The organism is Priestia sp. USM5 (assembly GCF_058323215.1).
This window is the reverse complement of record NZ_JBSGKN010000001.1, coordinates 830,401-854,075: the sequence shown is the minus strand read 5'-3', so window position 1 is coordinate 854,075 and position 23,675 is coordinate 830,401. Positions and strand designations below refer to the sequence as shown.

The following is a 23,675-nucleotide window of genomic DNA, read 5'->3' as shown; positions in this document are numbered from 1 at the left end:
TAAAGTTTAGTCATAGCTAGGGAAAATCAAGATAAACGTTGAACCTTTTCCTGGTATGCTTTCCACTTCAATTCTTCCATTCATTTGTTCCACCAGTTGATAAGAAACCATCAGACCAATCCCTGTTCCTTTTTCTTTTAAAGAATAAAACGCTGTTCCTAGCCGGTTCACTTGTTCACTGGTCATGCCTATACCAGTATCTTCAATTTGAATATGTACATGCCCTTCTCGCTTGTAAAGCCCCACTCGAAGCGTTCCCCCAGCTCTCATGGCTTCAATTCCATTTTTCATAATATTAAGCAGAACTTGATTCAATTCGTTTCGGCTGCCGCGAACATACATCTCTTCTTTTGCGTCTAATTCTATGAGTATATTGTTTGTTAATAAAGCATAAGAAGATAATAAATCTACTAAGCTTGTAATACACTCCAAGCAGTTAATAAAACGATGCTGGTGAACATCCGGCTTGGCTAACGATAAATAGTCATGAATAATCGCTTCTGCTCTGTCCATTTCATTAATCATAAGATGAATGTAACTTAATTCAGTGTTTGAAAGCTTTGTGTTATCTTGAAACAGCTGCAAAAACCCTTTTACCACCGTCATAGGATTTCGAATTTCATGCGCTACAGAAGCAGCTAATTGGCCAATTGCATTCATTTTCTCCGCTCGCTGCAATTCCTTTTGCATCCTCGTTTTTTCCATAATAACTTCCAATTCATCAATCGCTTTGGTAATTCCGTCTTTTGTATGACTGAGATCTGTTTCTACATTCAGGTGTTCTTTTGTTACTGACACTTGATGAAAAAGCTGCTGCAGCCGCTCGGTCATTTCATTAAATCTTGTGTGTACATTCCCTAACTCAGAATCATCTTCGTGTGTCAGCTTCACATCAAATTTCCCTTGACTCACCGCTTGAATTCCTTCTATTAATTCCCCAAGGGGCGACATTAATCGCCTTAGTCCCCAGTCTTGAATCACAATAATGAAGGTAAACAGAAGCGTAAACGCAACGACCAAAGACACAATTAAACGTTTTTGATAGATATAGATAGCGCTTGCATCTACATCTACACCAAGAATAGCCACAACTTTTCCAGAGCTGTTTGTAATAGGCGATAAAACGGTTATCCACGTCCCGAATTCGTCTTTGTATGTAGATGTTACGATATTTTTCTTTTTTCGTTCTGCTTCCTTAAATGATTTGTAAAATTCTTCTCCCCCATAATAAATCATGGACGGCTCTAGCGATTGCTTAATTTTCTTATTCGCTGTTACGATAATCTTATTTCCATGCGATTTGAATTTTTCGGTCGTCATAATATATCCCTGCAAGTACGACGGATGCAATTCATAAATCTTTCTGAACTGCTTTTCTAGCTCGTCTTTTTCAGGAATCGGCCCGTTCCTTGAATCCACTGCTGCTATTACGTCTTGTTTAGATAAAGACTCCCTCCATAAATCGGCCATAATTAACACATGCTGCGTTAACGTCTCTTTCGCCATTTTTTTTTGAACTTGATAGCTAATGGCTAAAGAAATGACTCCAAGGGCAACTACAATTAAAGTAGAAAATAAAACCGTTTTGTTAAACACACTCAAATTTCGAATATATTTTTTCATCGGTATACTCCGGATTCAAAAGAATAGTAACCAGCACAGCATTCGCTGGTAGAAAGTTGATTCTATTATATCACACGTTCGTCCACTTCTCTTTCTCCTTTTTCCAAAAAAGAGAAAGCCAAAAAAGTGACTTGCAAAAAGCAACTCACTTTATTCAGCAAAATACATAAAACCAATTGCACCAATACCCGTATGCGTCGAGATAATAGGCGTCGTATCTTCAATCGAAAATTGCGTATAGCCTCTTGCCTTCACGATTGATTCTTTTAGCTTAGAAGCGAGCCCAAGTCCATCTGCATGTACAAGCCCTACTCCTTTAATACTTTTTCCTTCTGTATGCTCTTCGAACTGCTTCGTTAAAAACTTAACAATTTGAGAATGACTGCGCACTTTAGCAACAGGAGTATATACTCCGTCAGCTAGGGAAGCAATTGGCTTAATATTTAAAAGAGAACCGATTAGCCCTTTTCCACGTCCAATACGTCCACCTTTAACCAAATTTTCAAGCGTATCGACTACGACAAAAAGATTCGTATTTTGACGCACCTCTTCCAAGCGCGCGACAATTTCTTCTACCGTATGCCCCTCTTCAATCATTTTCACCGCTTCAAAGACTTGAAACGAAAGAGCTTTTGTAATGTACATAGAATCGACAACGGTGATATTTCCTTCTACCATTTGAGCCGCGCTTTCAGCTGCTCGAACGGTTCCGCTCATTCCTCCAGTCATATGAATGGAAATGACGTCATACCCTTCACTCACTAATCGTTCATATACTTCAACAAAAGAACCAATAGCCGGCTGAGAGCTTTTTGGTAATTCTTTTGAATTTTTCATTTTTTCAATAAAATCTGTCGGCGTTAATTCCACGCGATCCAAATATGTTTCATTATCAATATTAATACATAAAGGTATCATCTCAATACCGTATTTTTCAGCTTCTTCCAACGTTAAATCAATTGTTGAATCCGTTACCACTTTAATTTTCGACATGTGTTCACCCCTATAAGATGCATTGCAGACTAGTATAACATGAACGCTTACAACAATATAGTTATAATAGAATGCAAGTTTTGCTAATTCGTAAAATGCATGTTCAACCTTTTAGATCAACAAAAAAAGTTGACTCTGCTGAAATATTCAGAAAAGTCAACTTTTACGTTTATGCATTATGCTTTAATACATGAGACTTAAAGAGCTGTTCGTAATCTTTCCATTTCAGCACGCGTTTTAAATATTCTTGAAACGAGTAGGTTTGCTTCGGAACTGATTCGTTCGTGATTTGTCTAATAAATAAATCAAGTTTTGCAGATAACATGAACCGAAACGTGCTATTTTCCTCTAAAACTGGAATTTCAGTAATTTTTACTTTTTGACCACTGACATGTTTAAATTCAAGGCTTTTTAATAGCAAGGCGATCAACCCTCTTTTTACCCGTTTATTTTATTATAATGCTTGAGGTACTTTCTGTCTTGATAAAATAAAAAGAAAACACAAATATTTTTTAAAATAAAAATGCTTCATCAACTTATTCGACAGTTGATGAAGCATTCCTTTTTAAAACGAGCTTCTATTTAAATAAATAAGTGAAACAAGTTGCTTTCTTTATTAATTTCTGTGTAAGGAAATCCTTTTTTATCCATACGATTAATTAGTGGATAATAATCTTCTTTATGCTTAAGCTCGATTCCCACAAGTGCAGGCCCGCTGTCTTTGTTATTCTTTTTCGTATACTCAAAGCGCGAAATATCGTCTGTCGGTCCAAGCACTTCGTCTAAAAATTCACGAAGAGCTCCTGCGCGCTGAGGGAAGTTAACGATAAAATAATGCTGTAATCCTTCATAAATCATCGAACGTTCTTTGATTTCTTGCATACGTCCAATGTCATTGTTGCCTCCGCTGATGACGCAAACAACCGTTTTTCCTTTAATTTGCTCACGGTATGAATCAAGAGCAGCAATCGAAAGAGCTCCTGCTGGTTCTGCTACAATCGCATTTTCATTGTATAGAGATAAAATGGTTGTGCAAACCTTGCCTTCAGGAACAACTACAATATCGTCCACAAGCTCTTTACTGATGTCATACGGAAGCGTTCCAACTGTTTTAACAGCTGCTCCGTCTACAAATGGATCGATTGCCGGTAGCGTCACTACATTTCCATTTGCTAAAGATGTCTGCATACCAGGCGCGCCTGCTGGTTCTACCCCAATCACAGCTGTTTGAGGCGAGATGCTTTTTACGTATGTGCCGACACCGGAAATTAATCCGCCCCCGCCGATACCCGCAAATACGTAGTCAATTTCATCTTCACAGTCATTGAACATTTCAACGGCTACTGTACCCTGTCCTGCAATAACGTCTACATCATTAAATGGATGAATAAATGTTCGATGCTCCTCTTCACTGCATGCAATAGCTTGTTCATAAGAATCATCAAACGTATCTCCGATTAGTACGACCTTTACGTTATCTTTGCCTAGAAATTTCACTTGATTAATTTTTTGGCGTGGCGTTGTGCTCGGCATAAAGATTTTACCATCGATATTTAAATGACGGCACGCATATGCTACACCTTGTGCGTGGTTTCCTGCACTTGCACAGGCAATTCCATTTTCTAATTCTTCTGGGGATAACTTTTTGATTCGATTGTACGCACCGCGGATTTTAAATGAGCGCACCACCTGTAAATCCTCACGTTTTAAATAAATATTACATTCATATCGTTCAGACAAAACGTCATTACGCTGTAGTGGTGTATGCACAACAACATCTTTAATCAATTGATTTGCAATCATGATGTCCTCTAAATGTACGTGTTTTGTTCGATTATCTACTTGTTGTTTCATAACCAACTTCCTTCCTCTTCTACCATTATTAATTTGTACATTATATCACATAAAATTTAGAAAAATCATTATTTTTCATTAATAATGACTAAAAAAACTTTTCTAACTATTTTACTGTCCACATACTTTACATATGTTTAGCAAACGCTAAATAGACTTACAAAATTGCCCATACTTTCTACATGCAGCTGATGCTATAACAGGTATAAATTAAGAAAGGTTGTGGAATAAATGGAGTTTTCACTTCAAAGTTATGAAAGTGCCATTCCGTGCGAAGTAGTTGCAGATGAAGAAAACGGTAGATATATGCTTCGCAAAGCAGATACAAGCGGAGAAGTTTTTAATACACCAAGCGAGCTGATTCAATGGATTGAAGCAAACTGGAGCGCTGAACAGTTTGTTAGCACAGCCGCTTTTCACGAAATGATGAAGCAATTAAAATCAATATAAAAAGAGATTGAGACATAACGAAATAGACCCCACCTAAAGACGTCTAATATGAATCGGTTTTTACACCGCAGTTGATTTCCGTGCAAGACTTCGCTTTCCGCGGGCGGTGAGCCTCCTCATTGCTTCCGCTCCCGCCTGAGTCTTCGCCTTGCCCTCCAATCAACTGCTAAAAGCACCTACAGACATGAAACCTACGTTCACCATCACAAAGAAAGATCCGAACGATGAATCGTTCGGATCTTTCTTCAACTACCATACTTTTGTCCCAGACTCGCATTTTTTTAATAAGGGAAATCAGCTTCGCTCGTATACGGTAAAATAATACGTGTAGGGATTTTTTTCATCTTTAATTCCTTGCTGCTTCGAAATAACTTTCCATTCGCTCAAATCAATCGCAGGAAAATGTGTATCGCCGTCAAAAGATTCTTCAATATGCGTAATATAAAGTCGGTTTGCAACGTCTAATGTTTGCTCATACAGAGTAGCTCCACCAATCACAAAGAGCTCGTCTTCTTTTTCAGCATCTAATGCTTCTAGTTCCTCAACTGAATGAATAACGGTTGCTCCTTCTTGCTGATAATCTTTTTGACGCGTAAGAACCACATTTTCGCGATTAGGGAGCGGTCGTCCAATTGATTCAAATGTTTTTCTTCCCATTACAATCGTATGACTCGTTGTGATGCGCTTGAAATACTTTAAATCTTCCGGAAGACGCCATGGCAAATCATTCTCTTTACCGATCAGCCTATTTTGATCCATTGCGACAATGAGGGAAATCATACGCTCACAGCTCCTTTAATGTGAGGATGCGCATTATAATCTACTAATTCAAAGTCTTCAAATTTAAAGTCAAAAATTGATTTTACGTCTGGATTGATTTTCATTTTTGGTAATGCATGAGGCTCGCGCGTCAACTGCAGGTTTACTTGTTCGATGTGATTGCTGTAGATATGCGCATCACCAAACGTATGAACAAAATCACCTGGCTCTAAATCACACACTTGTGCCACCATCATTGTAAGCAGCGCATATGAAGCTATATTAAACGGTACGCCTAGGAAAATATCAGCTGAGCGCTGATACAATTGACAAGACAATTTGCCGTCCGCTACATAAAACTGAAATAAGCAGTGACAAGGCGGCAAAGCCATATTGTCTACATCAGATACATTCCAGGCGCTTACCATTAAGCGGCGCGAATCAGGATTGTTTTTGATTTGATTAATAACATTTGTAATTTGATCAATTTTTTCGCCGTCCGGCGTTGGCCATGAACGCCACTGATGACCATATACAGGGCCAAGCTCGCCGTTTTCATCCGCCCATTCATTCCAAATGCGCACGCCGTTATCTTGTAAATACTTAACGTTTGTATCTCCTTGTAAAAACCAAAGCAGTTCATGAATAATTGATTTCAAATGAAGTTTTTTTGTCGTTAATACCGGGAAACCTTCTTGTAAATTAAAACGCATTTGATAGCCAAATGTGCTAATTGTACCTGTTCCTGTCCGATCTTCTTTTTTTGTTCCATTTGCTAACACATGCTCGCAAAGTTCAAGATATTGTTTCACTTCCGACACTTCCTTTATTAAAAAGTCCTTTTCTATTGTATAAGTGTTCACGGGCTAAGTAAACAACTAAATCTCAGCTCATATAGAAAAGTTCTTTATCATGTAGGTACGCGATTTCCCCGAAAAAAAACGAGAATGAGACCTAATGAAACCTACGTTTACCATGACCATAAAAAAATCCGAACGAATTTCATTCTCTCTCAAGAATCTCGATTCATCGTTCGGATCTTCCTTCGGCTAAACTACTTTTTAACAGCTTAGTCTTTGTTAATTAAATACAATTGTGCGGTTTTCATGCACTAAAATGCGGTCTTCTAAGTGCCATTTCACAGCGCGTGCAAGCACCGTACGTTCAATTAAGCGGCCTTTTTTCTTTAAGTCATCCGCATCATCACGGTGATTCACGCGTTCAATATCTTGTTCAATAATTGGTCCTTCATCCAAGTCGTCCGTTACATAGTGAGACGTAGCACCAATTAATTTTACGCCTCGTTGATATGCACGTTCATATGGACGTGCTCCAATGAATGCCGGTAAGAATGAATGGTGAATATTAATAATGCGATACGGATTTTCAGCCACAAAGGTCGGCGTTAAAATTTGCATATAACGCGCTAAAATAATTACATCAATATCATAATCTTTTAATACTTGAAGCTGTTTTGCTTCTGCTTCTTGACGAATGTCTTTTGTCGCTGGTATATGCTTAAATGAAATGCCAAACGATTCAACTACTTCGCGCGCATCTTCGTGATTGCTTACAACGACAGCGATGTCTGTCATCAAGTCTCCGCTTTCCCACGCCCACAGCAGCTCTAGCAGACAGTGAGGCTCTTTTGACACAAAAATAGCTGTTTTTTTCAAATTATGAGCATATGTAAACTGCCAGTTCATCGAAAATGTATCGGCAATCTTTTTGAAGCTTTCTTCTAGCTTTACTTCTTTAGCTAATAAATCCTCACATTCAAATTCGAAACGGATAAAAAACATGCCGCCTTCATGGTTTGTTGAATGTTGACTTGATTCTACAATATTTGCACCGTGCTCATGTAAAAACGTAGACACAGCGGCTACAATACCCGGTTTGTCCGGACAGCTAATTAGCAGCCGACCTCGGTTTTTATATTTCTCTTTATATGAAGTTAAATGTTTTTGAATATGCGATTTCATGTAATTCCCTCTCTTTTTTTAAATATACAGACAATTGTACCATTATCCTTGTAGCGATGCGACATTGAAATAAGGCTTTGACAAAAGAAAGCCGAAACGTTTGCTTCGGCTTGCGTATTTGTTGTTCTACCATCTATTCCATCAAATCGTTCATTCACTGATCTTTACGTTCTACACATACATAAAATGAGTGTTTCCTAAAGTGCTGCAGCTCATCCCCTTCGCTTCCTGCTTTTGAATTAACCATAAAAAGCCGCTGGCACAACACCAGCGGCTTTTCCTTATTATTGCACGGCTTTTTCACTAACTTCATGCAAGGCATTCCTCACCGTACCATATTCGCTTGCGTGAGGACGATCTCCGTCATCTTCGTATCCGTAATCAAACATTCGATTTCGATTTAACGTTAATTTCGTAATGGTTGGACGTAATAAATCAAACAGTTCAAATCGTTTTTTCAAATGTGGAAATGATGCTTGATAATGCAAGATTTCTGCTCGTACACTTTTCCAAAAGTCCTCTTCTTCTACACCTTCATGCTCTTCTAAGATGCTTGCTAAATAGCGGAAGTGACAAACAAATAACCCTGTTAAAATAAACTGCGTCAATCCTTCCGGCTCTTCGCTGCGCAGCACTTCTTTTAATTCAAAAGATAGCTGCTGCAGTTCTTCAAACGGCTGATCGCTAATATTCACGTCGTCTACAAAATCCTTCATAATAATTCGAACGGGCTTGTTGTTTTTAAGAACCAGTACCGTATTTTGACCGTGCGGGGAAAATACAGTGCCGTATTGATACAAGTAATGAAGTAGCGGCGGCAACACAGCGCTGGTTAGCGCATCAATCCACTCGTTAGGAGTTAAGCCTGACTTTTCAATATATGACGAAACTAAAGCTTTCCCTTTACTGTCAACATGTAAAAGCGCAGCTAGCGTAATCGCATGCTCTCCTTCTTCTAGCTCTTGATAAATGCTTTCACGCCAAACGACTCCAAGCATCTCTAGATACTGATAAGGCGCATTTTTAATAGAAGCGAACGTCGGCTGAGTTACGTTTAACGTAGCCACTTCACCTAAAAGTCCTACTTTGCACGTATCTTTTAAAAACGCATCGCGATCTCGTATGCCTTTAATGTGCTGAGTGACTTGAGGTGCAATGACCGTCCGCTCACTTGGAAGCCCTCTGTATACAAGGGTATTTAATATACTCATGGGAAGCTTTACATGATATTTATCTCGATTTGTTGTATTCACAAATGTCCGAATCGACTGCTGAGGAAAGTATTGATCTTCACCTTCTCCTAACGGAACAATTAAATCATTTGCAATGTATTCAGCGAATAAAGGAACAATTACGTTCATCCACTGCCATTCATGAACGGGAATATAATAATAGTCCGCTTTCGAAAGGCCTTGGCTTGTTAATTCTTTTTCAAATTCAGCTAGCCTCTCACCGCTTAGCTCCTGCTTCATAACATCATCAAAGCCGAGGGTATCCAACGAATGAAATGAAGCAATTTGCTTCTCTACAGCAATCCATGAAAGCTGAATTTCTTGTTTTTGCTCAGGCGCAAACCGAAGATAGTCATCATAACCAAACCCAATGCGCCCTTTATTATACGTAATCCAAGGATGTCCCGTCATTTCACCTTCTAGCTCTGCGTAATCCATATCTGCTAATTCATCAGCTGATTTTCGATTTTGTAAATGCAAATCTGCTATTAATGTATGAAAATATTCTTTTGCTAAGTGACCTGCGGTTGAGCTAGACATTCCTTTGTCTTCAGATAGGCTAATTAACAGCTGCAAGGCCTCCGAAAATGTAGGGGTTGACGTTTTAGATGTCAACTTAATACTTTCTGGTAGTACAGAAAAACTGTCAAACAATCGTTGTTTCGCTTGATATGTATACGTAACGCCCCGGTGATCTTCCCATCGATACGTGGCAAGCGCACCCTGCTTTTGCAGCTGTTTTGGCTCAATAATATTTTCATACATAAATTCCTGCAGCATTTTAGCTAAAAGCTGTCGATTTGCTTTTTCCCATGATTGCTTATTAAATACGGAAAGATTCGTTTCTTTGATTTTCATCCTTCATTCTCCTTTACTTGTCTTAGAATAGGGATTGTTTTATTACGCAGCGGCATTACAGCGCTAGCAGCTAGCAAAGCAGCTGCTCCCGCTACTAAAGGAAATGCCAAATCCACTTTGCTGATTTCTAATGCTACAATCGGTGCAATCAGCAGAGCGATATTTTGAACAGCAATAAGCCAGCTGTAATAGTAAGCAGCCGCTTCTTTACTTTTTCGAAATAAATAGATATCCAGTATAACCATGCTGAGATAAAACCCGGCTCCATATAAAATTCGGCTGATAATAAACACGATGAGATGATCAGCATATGCCTGCAAACACAGCACCAAAACACTAGCACCCGTTATGCCATAAAAAAGCGGTATAACGTTGCCGTTCAATAGTTTGGTAGGTACCGTAAGCTTTAAGACAATCGCCATAATACTCGGCATCGCATACAGCAAAGCGCTGCCTTGACTGCTCATGCCATATGTTTCATGTGTAAACAATGTAAAATAAGGGCGAATGACATTGTGCCCAAGGTAAAAAAAGAAAATCGCCAGCAAATAAAAAAAGATGGGCTCGTTTATGCTTTGAATGGATGCCGGTGTTTTTTCTGCTTTTAAAGGTAATGCTTTTCTTGTTAAGAGCCATACGGCCAGTACCATATCAATTAAAGCAAAGTATTGATATACGTTAAGCGGCATTTCCCATGCAATAACCGTACTTCCAAACAAGCTAGCGACAATAATCGCCGTATGAACAATAAATACATACGTTGTTGCAGCACTTGCCTTTTTCTGTCCTTTTTTCATGCCGCCTACTAAATAGGGGTACAAAAGATATAAACTGCTTTGAAATAGGAGCAGCACTAAGGAAGTAGCTAAAAATCCATAAAAAGTAGAAACTTCGCTCAAAATGACTTTAATTAAGGCCGTCATTAAAAGTGACGTTACAACTACATATTTTACGTTCCATTTCTTAAACAGCATTCCCCATAAAGGTGTCATAACAATGACCACAATCCGGCAGCAAATAATGAAAAAAGACGTCATCGCCACTCCATCTACATGAAATGCATGTGTAAAATACTGTGGATAAAATGGTGATAATAATACTTCTGACGTCATGGTCATAAACAAGCAGATAAAAACAAAGCGCGGAGAAATCATTTCTTAAAATCCGAACTTTTGGAAAACAGTATTTTTATATATTTTGTACACGCTTTTGCCTGCAATTTGGTTAATCAAAACAGCATTGCGATAAGCGCCTAAACCTAAGTCCGGTGCTCCAACTCCGTGTGTATGAAGCTCTCCGTTTTGCACAAATAGCGGGGCTCCTTTCTTCTTCATCTCAACTTGATAGCGTTCGTTAATTTTCAGCTGGCCTTTTTCATCGAATAGTACATGTTCTTTTAAACCTTCCATAAAAGCAGGCTCTTTTGCATGATAGCCAGTAGCCATAATGACAATTTCACTTTCTTCTTTTTCAAATGAGTCCTGCTCGTATTGGTGAAGAGTCAGAAGATGTGTATCGTTTATCTTTTCAACGCCTGCAAGTTCCGTAAGCGCGCGCATCGTTAGAGGCACTTCTTTTCCTCCAATTGTTCGTTCGTAAATCAAATCATAAATATTCCCGATTGTTTCAAAGCTTATTCCTTTATAGAGGAGAGCTTGATTTCGTAAAACGCTCTCTTTTTTCTCTTCGGGCAATCTGTAAAAATAGCGGGTATAATCCGGTGAAAAATGTTCAAGGCCAAGCTTTGAATATTCCATTGGATAAAAACCTTTTGAGCGCGTATACCAATTCAGCTTATACTCAAACTCAGGCTGCTGTTGAAGTAAATCATAGACAATTTCAGCTGCACTTTGACCAGAGCCAATTACGGTTATGCTTTTAGCCTGCAGCGTTTGCTGACGCTTCATTTTGTAATGAGCGGAGTGATAAAACGTATCGCTTGCCACTGTTTGAAAGTCTCTTGGCACTACGGGCTGCGTACCTACTCCAGTAACAAGATGATAGCTGTAATAGGTATAAAGCTTTCCTTCTTTTTCAACTGTTACTTCGTAGTAAGGCTTAGCGTCTTCATGCATTTTTACTTCTTTTACTGTGCTGTTAAATTCAAGCCCACTCAGCTGGCTCGCTACCCAGCGGCAATAGTGATTGTATTCATTTCTCGGAATATGAAACTTTTCAAAGAAATAAAACTGATACAAGCGCTCATGCTCATGCAAATAATTTAAGAACGTGTATGGACTCTTCGGATCCACCATCGTGACCACATCTGCCATAAACGGCACTTGAAGTGTTGTCCCTTCTAAAAGCATTCCTGGATGCCAATTAAACTCATCCTTTTGTTCAAAACATTTATATGTACAATCTTTTTTATCAATTAAAGCGGCTAATCCTAAATTAAATGGACCAACTCCTACTCCAATTACGTCTAAAATGTCCCGTTGTTCCATTCGCTCCACCTTCTTTCAAATACTTCTCTTTCACATTTCATCAGTACACCCGTTTTATCAGGCAGCGACACTTCTTTCATGAATTGAAACCCGCATTTTTTAAATACTGCAATCATTTTTTCATTTCGTCTATCTGGCTCCGCTATTACTTTAGCAGTGTCTGCTACGTTAAACTTATGCTTTAGCAAACTAAGAAGGAGCGGATAAATATAGCCTTTTCCTAAAAAAGCAGGTTCTCCAATCAATAAATGAATTCCTTGATCTCCTTTTTCATAAGGATAATAGTTACTGATTATGTCACCTTCAACCATATAAGATTCCCAATAGCTCATAGGTACACCATCAATTTCTCCGATTAGCAGCTTTTGATGAGAATCAGCTAGAAATGTTTTTAAATGCTGCTCGTACGCCTGTTTTGAAATATTTAAATTCCAATACGGAATAACATGCGGTTCATGCATCCACTTGTACAGCCGTTCGAAATCTTTTGCAAAAGAAACAGAGCGAAAGGTAATGCTCTGTTCCTTTTGCTGAATCATAAATGGATACTGCGTTTGCAAGGCTGATTTCATACACGTACACCTGCAGATTCGAACAATGGATTCTCGACATTTACATAAACAGACTGTGTTTCAAGAGATCCTACCAGCTCATCCATATCATGAACGCGCGTTAAGAAGTTGGCTTTGCAAGGAAGCACTTTCTCTTCTAACATTGATGAAACAAGCCCTGTATGATCATTTTCTTTGTACATCTCGATCTCTTGTCGCAAAATCAATAGCAGATCTGATTCTTGAGCGAGGCCAGCTACACCAAAAGCGTTAACTAATCCTAAAATATGATTAAAAAATACGTAATAACGAAATCTTTCTTCTGCTACAGCGTCATCACAGACCGTATCGCTTTCTCCGTTTAAGGAAGGAAGCAGCTTGCGAAGCTCTTGTTCCTTTGATTTCATAAAGTAATAGCCTTGGTTATCGCGGTAGTAAAACACCGATGGATATCCGTTTTCATCAAGTTTAATAACGGAGTTTTGCTGATGAGCTTCCAGCGCAATTCCTTTTTGAGTGTAAAGCCACATCATAGGATGAAAAGATACGTCTAAATAGCGTTTAAACCAGCGCTTGCTTACATCTTCAGTCGTGCTATTTTCACTTGCAGCAATGTGATGAATAATATTTTCAATTTGAGAAGCTTCTCCAAACACATGATCTTGACACAAACTGGCTAGAAGTGTTGTACGATCCCCTTGCTTACCTTGAAAAGGATTGCTTCGAATCATAACTTCAAATCCAAGCTCCTTTTCTCCAAGCGTGATGTAAGCAGGGTCTTCAATTACTTGAAAAGCCGGATGATTTTCGTGAAGCTCCGCCTGTAATCCCTTTTGCAATAAACGGCTAACTTCTACCCCTCTGCTTAATTCTTTGCGTTTGTTCACTCTCAGTGAATTAGTGATCTTTACCGGAATGGAAAATTTGTACATCACATCTGCATTGTTACTGTATACGGTTCGAACAGACGAAGTCGGATAAAACGGCTGACCGTGTGGCCCTAGATAAGCAAGCCTGCCTTTTTGAATCCATTGGCACACTTCTTCTTTTCCTAAAAGATAACGAGCTTGCAGCGGATGCATAGGTATAAGTGAATAATCGTCCGCTTGGCAATAAGAATGTATGAATTCTTCAGAAACCGTCTTATCTTTTTTCAGCTGCTCTTTAATAAGCTGTGAAGCGGTTTGATTTCCAGCGGACTGTTCTGCAACGAGAGATGCATGCGCTTTAAAATAATGAAGCTGAAATTCCCCGTTCACTTCAGGTCCAAATACCTCTTCTTCTTCAGGTAATATCCCTTGGCGGCTTTTAGGTGTTGGATGCAGCTGGTGCCCAATAAGCAGGGACTGTTCAGATTCTAAGAACGTTTTGTCCCATTTATAGCACGTCTCTAACTCTTTCTGCCTTTTTTCAATGAATAATTTCATATTTTCATAGCTTAATAGAACACGTATAATTAGCTCATTTACTTGTACTAAATGATCCGTTACTTCTTTTAAAAGAAAGGCCAAAAGAGTGACGATATCTAACTCCTTAATCTCCTCTTGCTGAATACGATAAGAAAAGTTTGAAAAGAACAAGTGACGTCCGGTGGCTGAGCGGTACTTTACTGGAAAGTAAAGAGTTACCGGCTGTTTTTCTAGTCTAAGAACGAGCGTTTCCTCACTTTTTATTTCTGAAACGGACTCCCATACTCCCTTACCTGTCTCTCGAATATAGCAATTAATAATGTTTTGCATCGTAATAAAATTAGCCGATAACTGAGCGTTCACGTAATCGCTCCTCCTTTTTCTCCAACTGTTTGCCTAAAGCAACAACTTCCTCTAAATGAGTGACAACAGAATCAAATGTAATCATAGGATTTAACATCGTTAGTTTTAAATAGACTCGTTCTTTATGCTTTGTTTTTGCCATGATAAACGTGCCTTTTTCGTATAAGTGCTGTTGAATACGCTGATTCAACCTATTTTCATAATGCTGCTGCTTTTGACAATCACTATATAAAATATCTGGTACATAGCGAAAGACAACCGCGTTCATATAAGGGTCATTTAACACTTCTACATTCCTTTGTTTTTGTAAGTAGTCAGCTGTTTGCTTAGCAGTTTCAATCGTGTGGTCAACCATTTCTCCGTATTCATTTGCACCTACTGCACTGAAAGTAAGCCATAGCTTCAAGGCGTCAAACCGCTTTGTCGTTTGAATGCTGCGGTCTACTAAGTGCACATGCTCATCTTCTTCAGGATTTAAATAATCTGCATGAAGCTGAATGTGTTTAAACATAGCTGAATTTTTCAGCAAAAATGCTCCGCAGCTTACAGGCTGATAAAACCATTTATGAAAATCCATCGTGATAGAATCCGCTTGTTCAAGAGCTTGTAAGCGTTCACGGTACTTATGGGAAAACAGCAGCCCTCCTCCATAAGCGGCGTCAGCATGGAGCCAGAGCCCTTCTTTTTTAGCAAGCTCACTTATTTCAAAAAGAGGATCTACGCTGCCAAAATCTGTTGTACCTGCCGTTGCTACAATAGCAAAGGGAAGGTTGCCCTGAGCTTTCACTTCCTGTATTGCTTCTTCTAAGCTTTTTATATCCATTTCATGCTGCTCATTGCACTTTACACTCACCACTGCACGCATGCCCAGCCCAAGCTGAGCTGCAGATTGTTGCACCGTAAAGTGCGCTTTTTCCGAGCAGAAAATCCGCAGTTTTTTAGCTTGGAACGGTAAGCCTTCTTTACTAACATCCATTGAAAAGGCAGAATGGCAATATTCATTACGAGCAAGCAGGAGTCCCATATAATTTGACTGCGTCCCTCCGCTTGTAAAAATGCCTGAAGATGAGCTTGGATAACCAATTTGTTGTGTTAACTCATCAATCACTTTATCTTCTATATACGTAGCTGCCGGACTTTGATCCCACGAGTCCATAGATTGATTCAAAGCAGAAATCATCACTTCCGCAGCAAGAGCGGGTATAATCGGAGGGCAATGCAAGTGCGCCATTGCTCCGGGATGCGAAATATGAAGCGAATGATTCATCACTACTGCTTGTACGTTATCAAATAAATCTTCTAGCGGTTGTTCGTGCTTGCTAAAATAGACAGAACGATTGACTAAGTTTGACAACTCTTCAACGTCGATGTGAGTATAAGCGGACTTTAATTCATAGTAGTGACGTTTGATCATCTCAGTCATTCCGCCTATCATCGCTTCATAATTCTCGAGGCTTTCCTTTGATGATGATAAAAACCACTTTTCAAACGGTGCCATTCTATTTATTCACCCACTTCTCTTCTGCTGCTTTTACCGCTTCTTCAAATTTCGTTAATATTTCATCCGTTTGTTGTTTCGTTAAAATTAATGGAGGAAGCAAACGAATAACAGCACCATGCCTTCCACCGACTTCTAAAATGACGCCTCTGTCAAAACATTCTTTTTGAATCAGCTTAGCTAACTCACCGTTTGCAGGATGACTGCCGATTTTATTAGCCGGCTTTGTCGCGTCGATGATTTCAACACCCAGCATCAAACCTCTTCCGCGTACATCTCCAATCGACAATACTTGCTTTTGAATATGTCTTAGCTGGCTTTGAATGTAGGCTCCCAACTCGTGAGCATGCGCAGGTAAGTTTTCTTGGTTTATAAATTGCAGAGTAGCCCGTCCTGTAGCCATTGCAAGCTGATTTCCTCTAAAGGTGCCGATATGTGCACCTGCTTCCCATTGATCAAGCCTTTTATCATACAGAACAACGGATAATGGAAGGCTTCCTCCAATTGCTTTAGACAGTACTAATACATCTGGTTCGATATCAGCGTGCTCAAATGCATACAGTTTTCCTGTTCGTCCAATTCCAGTTTGAACTTCATCCACAATAAGCGGAATATTTCGTTCTTTTGTAATTCGACGAAGCTCTTTTAACCATGGAATCGGTGCTGGAACAGAGCCTCCTTCTCCTTGTACAATTTCTACTACAACACCGGCAGGAGTAACAATTCCGCTCTCAGGATCATCCAGCATATTTTCAATATATGTACTAATATACGTGTGTCCTTCAGCACCTACGCCAAAAGGGCAGCGATATTCATATGGGTAGGGTAAAAAATGTGTATCTGGCACTAGCGCATGAATGTGCTTTTTTGGACTCGTTGTACCGCTGATGCTTAATGTTCCGTGTGTGGAGCCGTGATATCCCCCTTGAAAAGATAAAATCGTTCGGTTGCCTGTTGCTGTTTTCACAAGTTTCAAAGCCGCTTCAATTGCGTCTCCTCCAGTGGGACCGCAAAACTGAATTTTCGCTTTGTTTGCGAAATTTTCCGGCAAACTAGCGAATACTTCATCGATAAAAGCTTCTTTTACAGGCGTTGTTAAATCTAATGTATGTAAAGGAATAGATTTTGCTAAAACGTCTTGAATTGCTTCATGAACTACGTGATGGTTATGACCAAGAGCAAGTGTGCCGGCTCCTGCTAAACAATCAATATACTCTTTTCCATCCATATCCGTGATCACGGCGCCTTTTGCCTGTTTAATCGCAATAGGAAGGCGTCTAGGATAAGATCTTGCATTGGATTCTCGTTCATTTTGCATAGCAAGCAGCATTTCGTTTGATGTAAGTTGTTTCGTTGACGTTGACATATCATATCCTCCTGTTTGTTCAATTGATAATGATTTTCATTAACAATTACAACAATAAATGATAATGATTATCACTGTCAATAATTATTCTGAAAATATGAAATTATTCCTATTTCACTCTACAGTCGTAAAAACTCAGTATTTCTCTTATGTATCAAGGGTTAAAAGAGTTTTATGTTGTTTTCCAATTAGGGAAAACTATGTAATAAGTCCCTTTCTATTTCCAAATAAAAAAGTGCTACAATTTCTTGTAGCACTTCTGTTACTTTTGCTTATTCATCGTTTCTTTTGCAGCTTTTACACTCCTTGGGTCAAGCGGTTTCGTATATTGACAATTTACTCGAACCCCTGAACCAATACGAATTTCTTTCACGGGAGTAACGGATAAGAACGCTTGAAGATTTTCAGGCTTCAGCCCTTTTGTCCCGATTAAAATAATATCTTTATCTTTCATTCTTCTTAACAGCTTTTTAATATGAGGAATACCGTTTAGCGCACTTTTATCCGCTCCTGAAGTCATGACACGCTGAATTTGCTTATAGCTTAAAAGCGTTTCAAGCGCCTTTTCTTGATCACTGATTTCATCAAATGCTAAGTGGAACGTTACGTTCATTTCTCCTGCCGCATCCAGCAGTCGCTTTAAAGCTTGCTCATCGATAATTTTGTCTTCTGTTAAACAGCCAATTTCAATTCCATCAATGCCAATTTCTCTTGCATAGTGAATATCTTCAATCATTGTTTGCAAATCATCTTCATCATATTGAAAAGATTGATTATGTGGACGAATCATCACAAATATTGGGATATGTATCGTTTCTTTCACTTTTTTCATCAAACCGTAGCTTGGGGTTAAGCCGCCTTCACCGATTCCAGTTACAAGACTTATACGATCGGCACCATGTTCCTGGGCAACTTTAGCATCATGTAAGGTTGCAGCTGTGACTTCTAATATCATTCTAAAAACACCCTTTCCCCTTTAATATAGAGCTTTTGCCTTCTTTTCCCTGTATTTATACTTAAAAAACTCTACCAAACTCTCTTATGTAAGAAAACACCCAAAAGATGTGATTAATATTTTCAAAAAATTGAATGTCATGGAAAAAGAGTAAGAACTATTCTTTTTCTCATGACGTTTCAATTAATAAAATTCTATATTTATACTAAAGATCCAAAAATACATCCCTTTTATCTAGGGTAAAGGATTTATTAAAAAGAGCGTGGATTTGTTTGTTGCATGAACATCCACTCATTTAAAGAATGAGGCTGCTGATGACCAACGGGTGCTGAGACATCGCGGCATCCGCCATCATGCATCGGCATTTGACCCATTCCTCCGTGCATTGGCGGCATTCCACCTTGCATCGGCATTTGACCCATTCCTCCGTGCATTGGCGGCATTCCTCCATGCATCGGCATTTGACCCATTCCTCCGTACATTGGCGGCATTCCACCTTGCATTGGCATTTGACCCATTCCTCCGTGCATTGGCGGCATTCCACCTTGCATCGGCATTTGACCCATTCCTCCGTGCATTGGCGGCATTCCACCTTGCATCGGCATTTGGCACATTCCTTCGTGCATTGGCGGCATTCCACCTTGCATCGGCATTTGACCCATCCCTCCGTGCATTGGCGGCATTCCTCCATGCATTGGCATTTGACCCATCCCTCCATGCATTGGCGGCATTCCGTCTTTCATGGGCATTTGATCCATCCCTCCATGCATTGGCGGCATTCCGTCTTTCATGGGCATTTGATCCATCCCTCCATGCATTGGCGGTAGTTCTCCGTACATTGGCATTTGATTCATGTCTTTTTGCATAGTTGGCATTTGACTCATTCCGCCATGCATCGACGGCATTCCGTCTTTCATCGGCGGCATTTCTCCGTGCATCGGCATTTGCTTTGTGCCTTCTTGTATCGGCATTGCCTGCATTTCCTTTGCAGAAGGCATCGGCGGCATTTTAGCAGGCTTAGGTGCTGCTTGCATATATGGATTGGATATCGGTTGTCCGGTTTGTTTCATTCCATACGAATTTCTCATTTTTAAGGGCTCCTTCCCATTCTCTTACTCTGTTTACGTTATTCTTTCTACCATCAATCTGAAATTCGTCCATAAGAAAATAGGCCTTCTACACATTCAAAATTGTAGAACGTATGAGAAAAAAGCTATAATCGAGGCAAATTGCAGATAGAAAGGTGGCACATGATGAATAAAACCATTATCGTATGGATTCGAAAAGATTTTCGGCTGGTTGATAACCCAGCTCTATTTCACGCAGCTAAAGAAGGAATGGTTGTACCTGTTTATATCCATGACGACCATGAAGAAAACTCAATGGGAAGTGCAAGTAAATGGTGGCTTCACCATGCGCTAAATGACTTTAAAACTTCGATCGAACAAATACAAGGAACGCTAATTGTACAAAAAGGAAACCCTAAAGATGTGTTGCAAAAATTACTCCATGAAACGAATGCACAAGATATTTATTGGAACAGACGCTATGAACCACATGCGCTAAAAAGAGATAAAGAGCTTCAAGCTTTTTTTTCAGAGCAACAAATAAATATTCGCACATTTGAAGGATTTCTCCTTCATGAACCTTGGAAAATCACAAAAGAAAATGGAGATCCTTATAAAGTATTTACAGCTTACTATAAAGCTTCTCAAAAACATGCCGTATCTTCTGCTGTAAAAAAAGTTACTTCCATACAGGCCTTCTCTAAACCAATTGAATCTCTTTCAGTCTCAGATCTCGATTTACTTCCAAGCATCCCCTGGGACGAAACGATTAAGTCGACGTGGGAAGCTACGGAAAAAGGCGCTGTTAATGCCTTTAAAACGTTTTTAAAGAAGAAGTTGCTTCACTATGAAAAAGGACGAGATTTTCCCGCTGAAGCATTAAATTCATTTCTATCTCCTTATTTTTCTACAGGACAGCTCTCAGTTCGAGTCCTTTATCATTATTTGAGAACTAAAGCAGAAAAAGTAAGCTCTGATGCCTTTGACCATCAAGCTGAAATGTTTATTCGTCAACTTGTATGGAGAGATTTTGCTTATCAGCTGCTTTATCATTTCCCACACACTACAAGTGAACCGCTGAATGAAAAATTCAAGCAATTTCAGTGGGCGGACGGCAATGAAGAGCTTCAAGCTTGGAAAAATGGAAAAACCGGCTATCCCCTTGTCGATGCCGGAATGCGGGAGCTGTGGGAAACAGGTTTTATGCACAATCGAGTTCGAATGGTAGCTGCTTCCTTTTTAGTAAAGCATCTTTTAATTCATTGGAAACACGGAGCCAATTGGTTTTTTGATACCTTAGTAGATGCAGATTTAGCTAACAACACAATGGGCTGGCAGTGGGTTGCAGGCTCGGGAGCAGACGCCGCGCCATATTTTCGTATCTTTAATCCAACTGCTCAATCAGAAAAATTTGATAAAGAAGGAGAATATATTAAAAAGTGGCTTCCAGAGCTTAGAGATCTGCCTTCTCCCTACATTCATAAACCTTGGGAGGCTCCAGCAGACGTATTAGAAAAAGCAAACGTTGCGCTTGATAAAACATATCCGACTCCAATTGTTGATCATAAAGCAGCTAGAGAGCGTGCGCTAGAGCATTATCAAGACATCAAATAAGAGGTATTATTCACCTCTTATTTGATGTCTTGATTTTTTAAATGTGTAAAAATTCCCATTTCGCATCTATTTGCAACTAAAAACATGTATTTGAAATCCATTTATAGGGTTTTCAAGCCCAGTTTCCCTCTCTATAGCACATTTGATTTTTCATATTTTTTCCTATAATTTGAATATATAATAATGATTATATGTGCTTGAGAACTCTCTCACTGCATAGATCTGATTGGAGTGATTCGATGCCCGTTTGTCCTTCTTGTAACTATAAGGAAGATTATAATTTTTGCAGAATGTGCGGCACTCAAGTTCGTCACACCTTCACCAACCAAGAAGATCAGCTTTTTTATCCATTAAAAGATCGAATCATTGCCGATGACAATGAACCAAAGCATCAAGCTATTTTATCTCATACCCATGATTTAGTATGTGCTATTACTGAAGATGGCATTTATGAATACGCTTCTCCTTCTTACGCTAAAACATTAGGGGTTTATCCTGATGAACTTATTGGACAACATGTGCTTATCAATGCGTATCCTGAAGACAAGCACCTAATCTCGACTATTTTAGCTAACATGAGCAAAACAAAAGATGCCTCCACATTTGAATACCGGAAGTTTCACGTGAATGGCACCATCGTTTTATTAGAATGTAAAGGCGCTCCAATTATCACAGCTACTGGAGAAATCGAAGGGTTTGTATTTATCTCACGAGACGTAACAGAGAAAAGACAAGCAGAGAAAAAGATCCAGAATTCAGAAAAACTCTCTGTCATTGGTCACCTTGCTGCAAGTATCGCACACGAGGTTAGAAATCCTTTGACAACCATTAAAGGGTTTATACAACTGTTCAGTGAGACACAGCAGCCGAAAAAAACAATGATTTATCGAGATCTCATTCAGCACGAGCTCTCACAAATTGAACATATTATCGCAGAATTTATGAGTTTAGCTAAACGAGAGTACGCATATACAGAAAGCCTTATTATGACAGACTTGCTAGATGAGGTATTAAAGCAATTTGAACCGGTTACCGAAGTCAAAAACATCCACATCATTCGCCATTATCCAAAAGAATATCCCCTGCTCATTAGTGGGCAAAAAACACAGCTAACCCAAGTATTTATTCATATTATACAAAATGTCATTGATTCTATGGAAAGCGGCGGCAAGCTGGCTGTATCGATTGAAAAATCAGCTAGAGAAACGCTATGCATTGTGATAAAAGATAGCGGATGTGGAATTGACTCAAAGCGTATCCCTCATATAGGAGAGCCTTTTTATACAACAAAAGAACGAGGAATAGGCCTGGGACTAACCATTTGCAACAAAATTATTAACGAGCATAATGGCTTTTTCCACGTATCAAGTGAAGAAAATGACGGCACAAGCATTACCATTACCCTGCCTATGAAAACGCCTGAACTTTATGTGGTAGAAGTGTAAAAGAAGCCATCTAATTTACTCAGATGGCTTCTTTCTTTAAAACAGCTGGGTGTACAGCTGATACTTATAAAGCATATAGAAACTTCCTATCACTGCCAGGTAAAAGATGAGAGTCTCTGCTCCACCACCTGTTTCATATGTTAAAGGAGGCTTAAACTTCTTCTTGCTAAGAGGAGAGAAAAAAGGTACCCCTCGTTTAGAAAAGAAATCTCCAAGAATATGAAAAGCGTACCCATAGGCTATCCCTAATGTAAAATCGTTGTTATACATCGTATGTAAATAAAAAATAAGTCCACTTGCAAGAATAGAATGCGTGATACCTCGGTGTCCAAAAATAGATTTAATGACTTTTGCGAGACCAAGAGATCTTCTACCAATATATGAATTTGGTTCATCTATATCAGGAAGCAGCGCTCCAATCGCAATGCCTACAACATAAGGAAATGTAAACGAAGCTTCTCCTGTTATAGCCACACCGGCACCGGCAGCAATCGATGTTGCAATATGTGTGTGATATCTCAAATATGCCACCTTCTTTCTTTTTCAACTTAAGGCAAGCACCGTAACCAAAATCATACATATGTTCGCCCAACGTTAACTATAAGTGAAGGTGGTAAAAATGTCAAAATAATCTATAGTTATGTAAACTGCATACCGACTAACCCGATAAGCATCACAAGAAAACTAATAAGAGTACCCTTTCCATTTTTCTTTGCTCTTCCATCTTTTTTGACAATGGAATAAATCCACGTACTCGAATACACAGCGAATCCAAGAAAACCAAATAACGTGATATATGTAAACATGCCGAAACTCCTTTGCTTGTCATTACTATTAACTATACGAGATTTTTTCAAAAAAAACAAAGTAGTATGACGGCTTGTTTAATATCTCTTTCTTTTTCTTATACTAAGAAGAGGAGGGATGGCTATGCACCAAAAGCAGTTGGAAGATATATTTGACTTTTATGGACTGAGCGAGGTTTATCGAGGCAAATTTGAAGATGTTGAACACCACTGGTTATTTAAAGACGCCGAACCAACTATACTAGAAGATTTTTTTAATTCTCACGATTGCGAAGACCTTGCATGCTGTACTCTTGAGGAGTTTTGTTTTTTATTCATGAATTTCCAATCAATCCATGCACAAATTCCCCACGTGTACTATTACTAAAAAAGTGATTTCGCAGGAAAGCGAAATCACTTTTTA

22 protein-coding genes are annotated in these 23,675 nt (G+C 39.1%); 4 read left to right on the top strand and 18 right to left on the bottom strand.

What is annotated here, in order from left to right:
* Positions 1-6: 6 nt before the first annotated feature.
* The 4 genes from ACWATA_RS04355 to ilvA form a co-directional block, all read right to left on the bottom strand.
* Positions 7-1,623, bottom strand: coding sequence for an ATP-binding protein (locus ACWATA_RS04355; RefSeq protein ID WP_028415128.1), 1,617 nt, complete (start codon positions 1,621-1,623; stop codon positions 7-9).
* 150 nt (positions 1,624-1,773) lie between these two features.
* Positions 1,774-2,616 carry a DegV family protein gene (locus tag ACWATA_RS04350; protein WP_028415129.1) on the bottom strand — a complete coding sequence of 281 codons (843 nt, stop codon included), beginning with the start codon at positions 2,614-2,616 and terminating at the stop codon, positions 1,774-1,776.
* A gap of 169 nt (positions 2,617-2,785) precedes the next feature.
* A complete protein-coding gene (locus ACWATA_RS04345) occupies positions 2,786-3,037 on the bottom strand; it encodes a YpmP family protein (RefSeq protein WP_013058743.1) in 252 nt (83 codons plus the stop codon).
* A gap of 161 nt (positions 3,038-3,198) precedes the next feature.
* The gene (ilvA, locus tag ACWATA_RS04340) at positions 3,199-4,470 is read right to left on the bottom strand and encodes a threonine ammonia-lyase IlvA (RefSeq protein ID WP_013084697.1); all 1,272 of its coding nucleotides are present in this window, start codon (positions 4,468-4,470) and stop codon (positions 3,199-3,201) included.
* A gap of 231 nt (positions 4,471-4,701) precedes the next feature.
* On the opposite strand from ilvA, the gene ACWATA_RS04335 reads away from it, so the two are divergent.
* Complete coding sequence (locus ACWATA_RS04335; protein ID WP_028415130.1) at positions 4,702-4,920, top strand: hypothetical protein; 219 nt, start codon at positions 4,702-4,704, stop codon at positions 4,918-4,920.
* A 294-nt stretch (positions 4,921-5,214) separates the two neighbouring features.
* Here ACWATA_RS04335 and ACWATA_RS04330 read toward each other — a convergent pair whose 3' ends face one another.
* The 12 genes from ACWATA_RS04330 to ACWATA_RS04275 form a co-directional block, all read right to left on the bottom strand.
* The gene (locus ACWATA_RS04330; protein WP_028415131.1) at positions 5,215-5,700 is read right to left on the bottom strand and encodes a dihydrofolate reductase; all 486 of its coding nucleotides are present in this window, start codon (positions 5,698-5,700) and stop codon (positions 5,215-5,217) included.
* Positions 5,697-6,491 (bottom strand): thymidylate synthase, encoded by a 795-nt coding sequence (locus ACWATA_RS04325; RefSeq protein WP_013058746.1) that lies wholly within the window; start codon positions 6,489-6,491, stop codon positions 5,697-5,699. The genes ACWATA_RS04330 and ACWATA_RS04325 overlap by 4 nt, the downstream gene beginning before the upstream one ends.
* Before the next feature lie 267 nt (positions 6,492-6,758).
* Complete coding sequence (gene purU / locus ACWATA_RS04320) at positions 6,759-7,661, bottom strand: formyltetrahydrofolate deformylase (RefSeq protein ID WP_473049593.1); 903 nt, start codon at positions 7,659-7,661, stop codon at positions 6,759-6,761.
* 284 nt (positions 7,662-7,945) lie between these two features.
* Positions 7,946-9,751 (bottom strand): IucA/IucC family protein, encoded by a 1,806-nt coding sequence (locus ACWATA_RS04315; protein ID WP_154973165.1) that lies wholly within the window; start codon positions 9,749-9,751, stop codon positions 7,946-7,948.
* Positions 9,748-10,905, bottom strand: coding sequence for an MFS transporter (locus ACWATA_RS04310; protein WP_473049592.1), 1,158 nt, complete (start codon positions 10,903-10,905; stop codon positions 9,748-9,750). The genes ACWATA_RS04315 and ACWATA_RS04310 overlap by 4 nt, the downstream gene beginning before the upstream one ends.
* A gap of 3 nt (positions 10,906-10,908) precedes the next feature.
* Complete coding sequence (locus tag ACWATA_RS04305) at positions 10,909-12,198, bottom strand: lysine N(6)-hydroxylase/L-ornithine N(5)-oxygenase family protein (protein WP_028415136.1); 1,290 nt, start codon at positions 12,196-12,198, stop codon at positions 10,909-10,911.
* Positions 12,177-12,770 (bottom strand): GNAT family N-acetyltransferase, encoded by a 594-nt coding sequence (locus tag ACWATA_RS04300; RefSeq protein WP_028415137.1) that lies wholly within the window; start codon positions 12,768-12,770, stop codon positions 12,177-12,179. Before ACWATA_RS04300 ends, ACWATA_RS04305 begins: the two co-directional genes overlap by 22 nt.
* Complete coding sequence (locus tag ACWATA_RS04295) at positions 12,767-14,521, bottom strand: IucA/IucC family protein (protein WP_473049591.1); 1,755 nt, start codon at positions 14,519-14,521, stop codon at positions 12,767-12,769. Before ACWATA_RS04295 ends, ACWATA_RS04300 begins: the two co-directional genes overlap by 4 nt.
* The gene (locus ACWATA_RS04290; protein ID WP_473049590.1) at positions 14,499-16,019 is read right to left on the bottom strand and encodes a pyridoxal phosphate-dependent decarboxylase family protein; all 1,521 of its coding nucleotides are present in this window, start codon (positions 16,017-16,019) and stop codon (positions 14,499-14,501) included. Before ACWATA_RS04290 ends, ACWATA_RS04295 begins: the two co-directional genes overlap by 23 nt.
* A 1-nt stretch (position 16,020) precedes the next feature.
* On the bottom strand, positions 16,021-17,385 hold the full coding sequence (locus tag ACWATA_RS04285; protein ID WP_335707574.1) for an aspartate aminotransferase family protein: 1,365 nt from the start codon (positions 17,383-17,385) through the stop codon (positions 16,021-16,023).
* Between the two features lie 262 nt (positions 17,386-17,647).
* Positions 17,648-18,340: a copper homeostasis protein CutC gene (locus ACWATA_RS04280; protein ID WP_014458532.1), complete on the bottom strand. Its 693-nt coding sequence runs from the start codon at positions 18,338-18,340 to the stop codon at positions 17,648-17,650.
* A 251-nt stretch (positions 18,341-18,591) separates the two neighbouring features.
* Positions 18,592-19,428, bottom strand: a complete 837-nt coding sequence (locus tag ACWATA_RS04275) for a polyadenylate binding domain-containing protein (RefSeq protein WP_473049589.1) — start codon at positions 19,426-19,428, stop codon at positions 18,592-18,594.
* Between the two features lie 165 nt (positions 19,429-19,593).
* Between ACWATA_RS04275 and ACWATA_RS04270 the strand changes: the two genes are divergently transcribed.
* Complete coding sequence (locus tag ACWATA_RS04270) at positions 19,594-21,021, top strand: cryptochrome/photolyase family protein (RefSeq protein ID WP_473049588.1); 1,428 nt, start codon at positions 19,594-19,596, stop codon at positions 21,019-21,021.
* Between the two features lie 239 nt (positions 21,022-21,260).
* Positions 21,261-22,466 carry an ATP-binding protein gene (locus tag ACWATA_RS04265; RefSeq protein WP_473049587.1) on the top strand — a complete coding sequence of 402 codons (1,206 nt, stop codon included), beginning with the start codon at positions 21,261-21,263 and terminating at the stop codon, positions 22,464-22,466.
* Positions 22,467-22,502: 36 nt separating this feature from the next.
* Here ACWATA_RS04265 and ACWATA_RS04260 read toward each other — a convergent pair whose 3' ends face one another.
* Positions 22,503-22,997 (bottom strand): metal-dependent hydrolase, encoded by a 495-nt coding sequence (locus tag ACWATA_RS04260; RefSeq protein WP_224357778.1) that lies wholly within the window; start codon positions 22,995-22,997, stop codon positions 22,503-22,505.
* Positions 22,998-23,104: 107 nt separating this feature from the next.
* A complete protein-coding gene (locus ACWATA_RS04255) occupies positions 23,105-23,272 on the bottom strand; it encodes a hypothetical protein (RefSeq protein ID WP_165573659.1) in 168 nt (55 codons plus the stop codon).
* Positions 23,273-23,396: 124 nt separating this feature from the next.
* On the opposite strand from ACWATA_RS04255, the gene ACWATA_RS04250 reads away from it, so the two are divergent.
* Positions 23,397-23,639, top strand: coding sequence for a hypothetical protein (locus tag ACWATA_RS04250; protein WP_028411356.1), 243 nt, complete (start codon positions 23,397-23,399; stop codon positions 23,637-23,639).
* Positions 23,640-23,675: the final 36 nt, after the last annotated feature.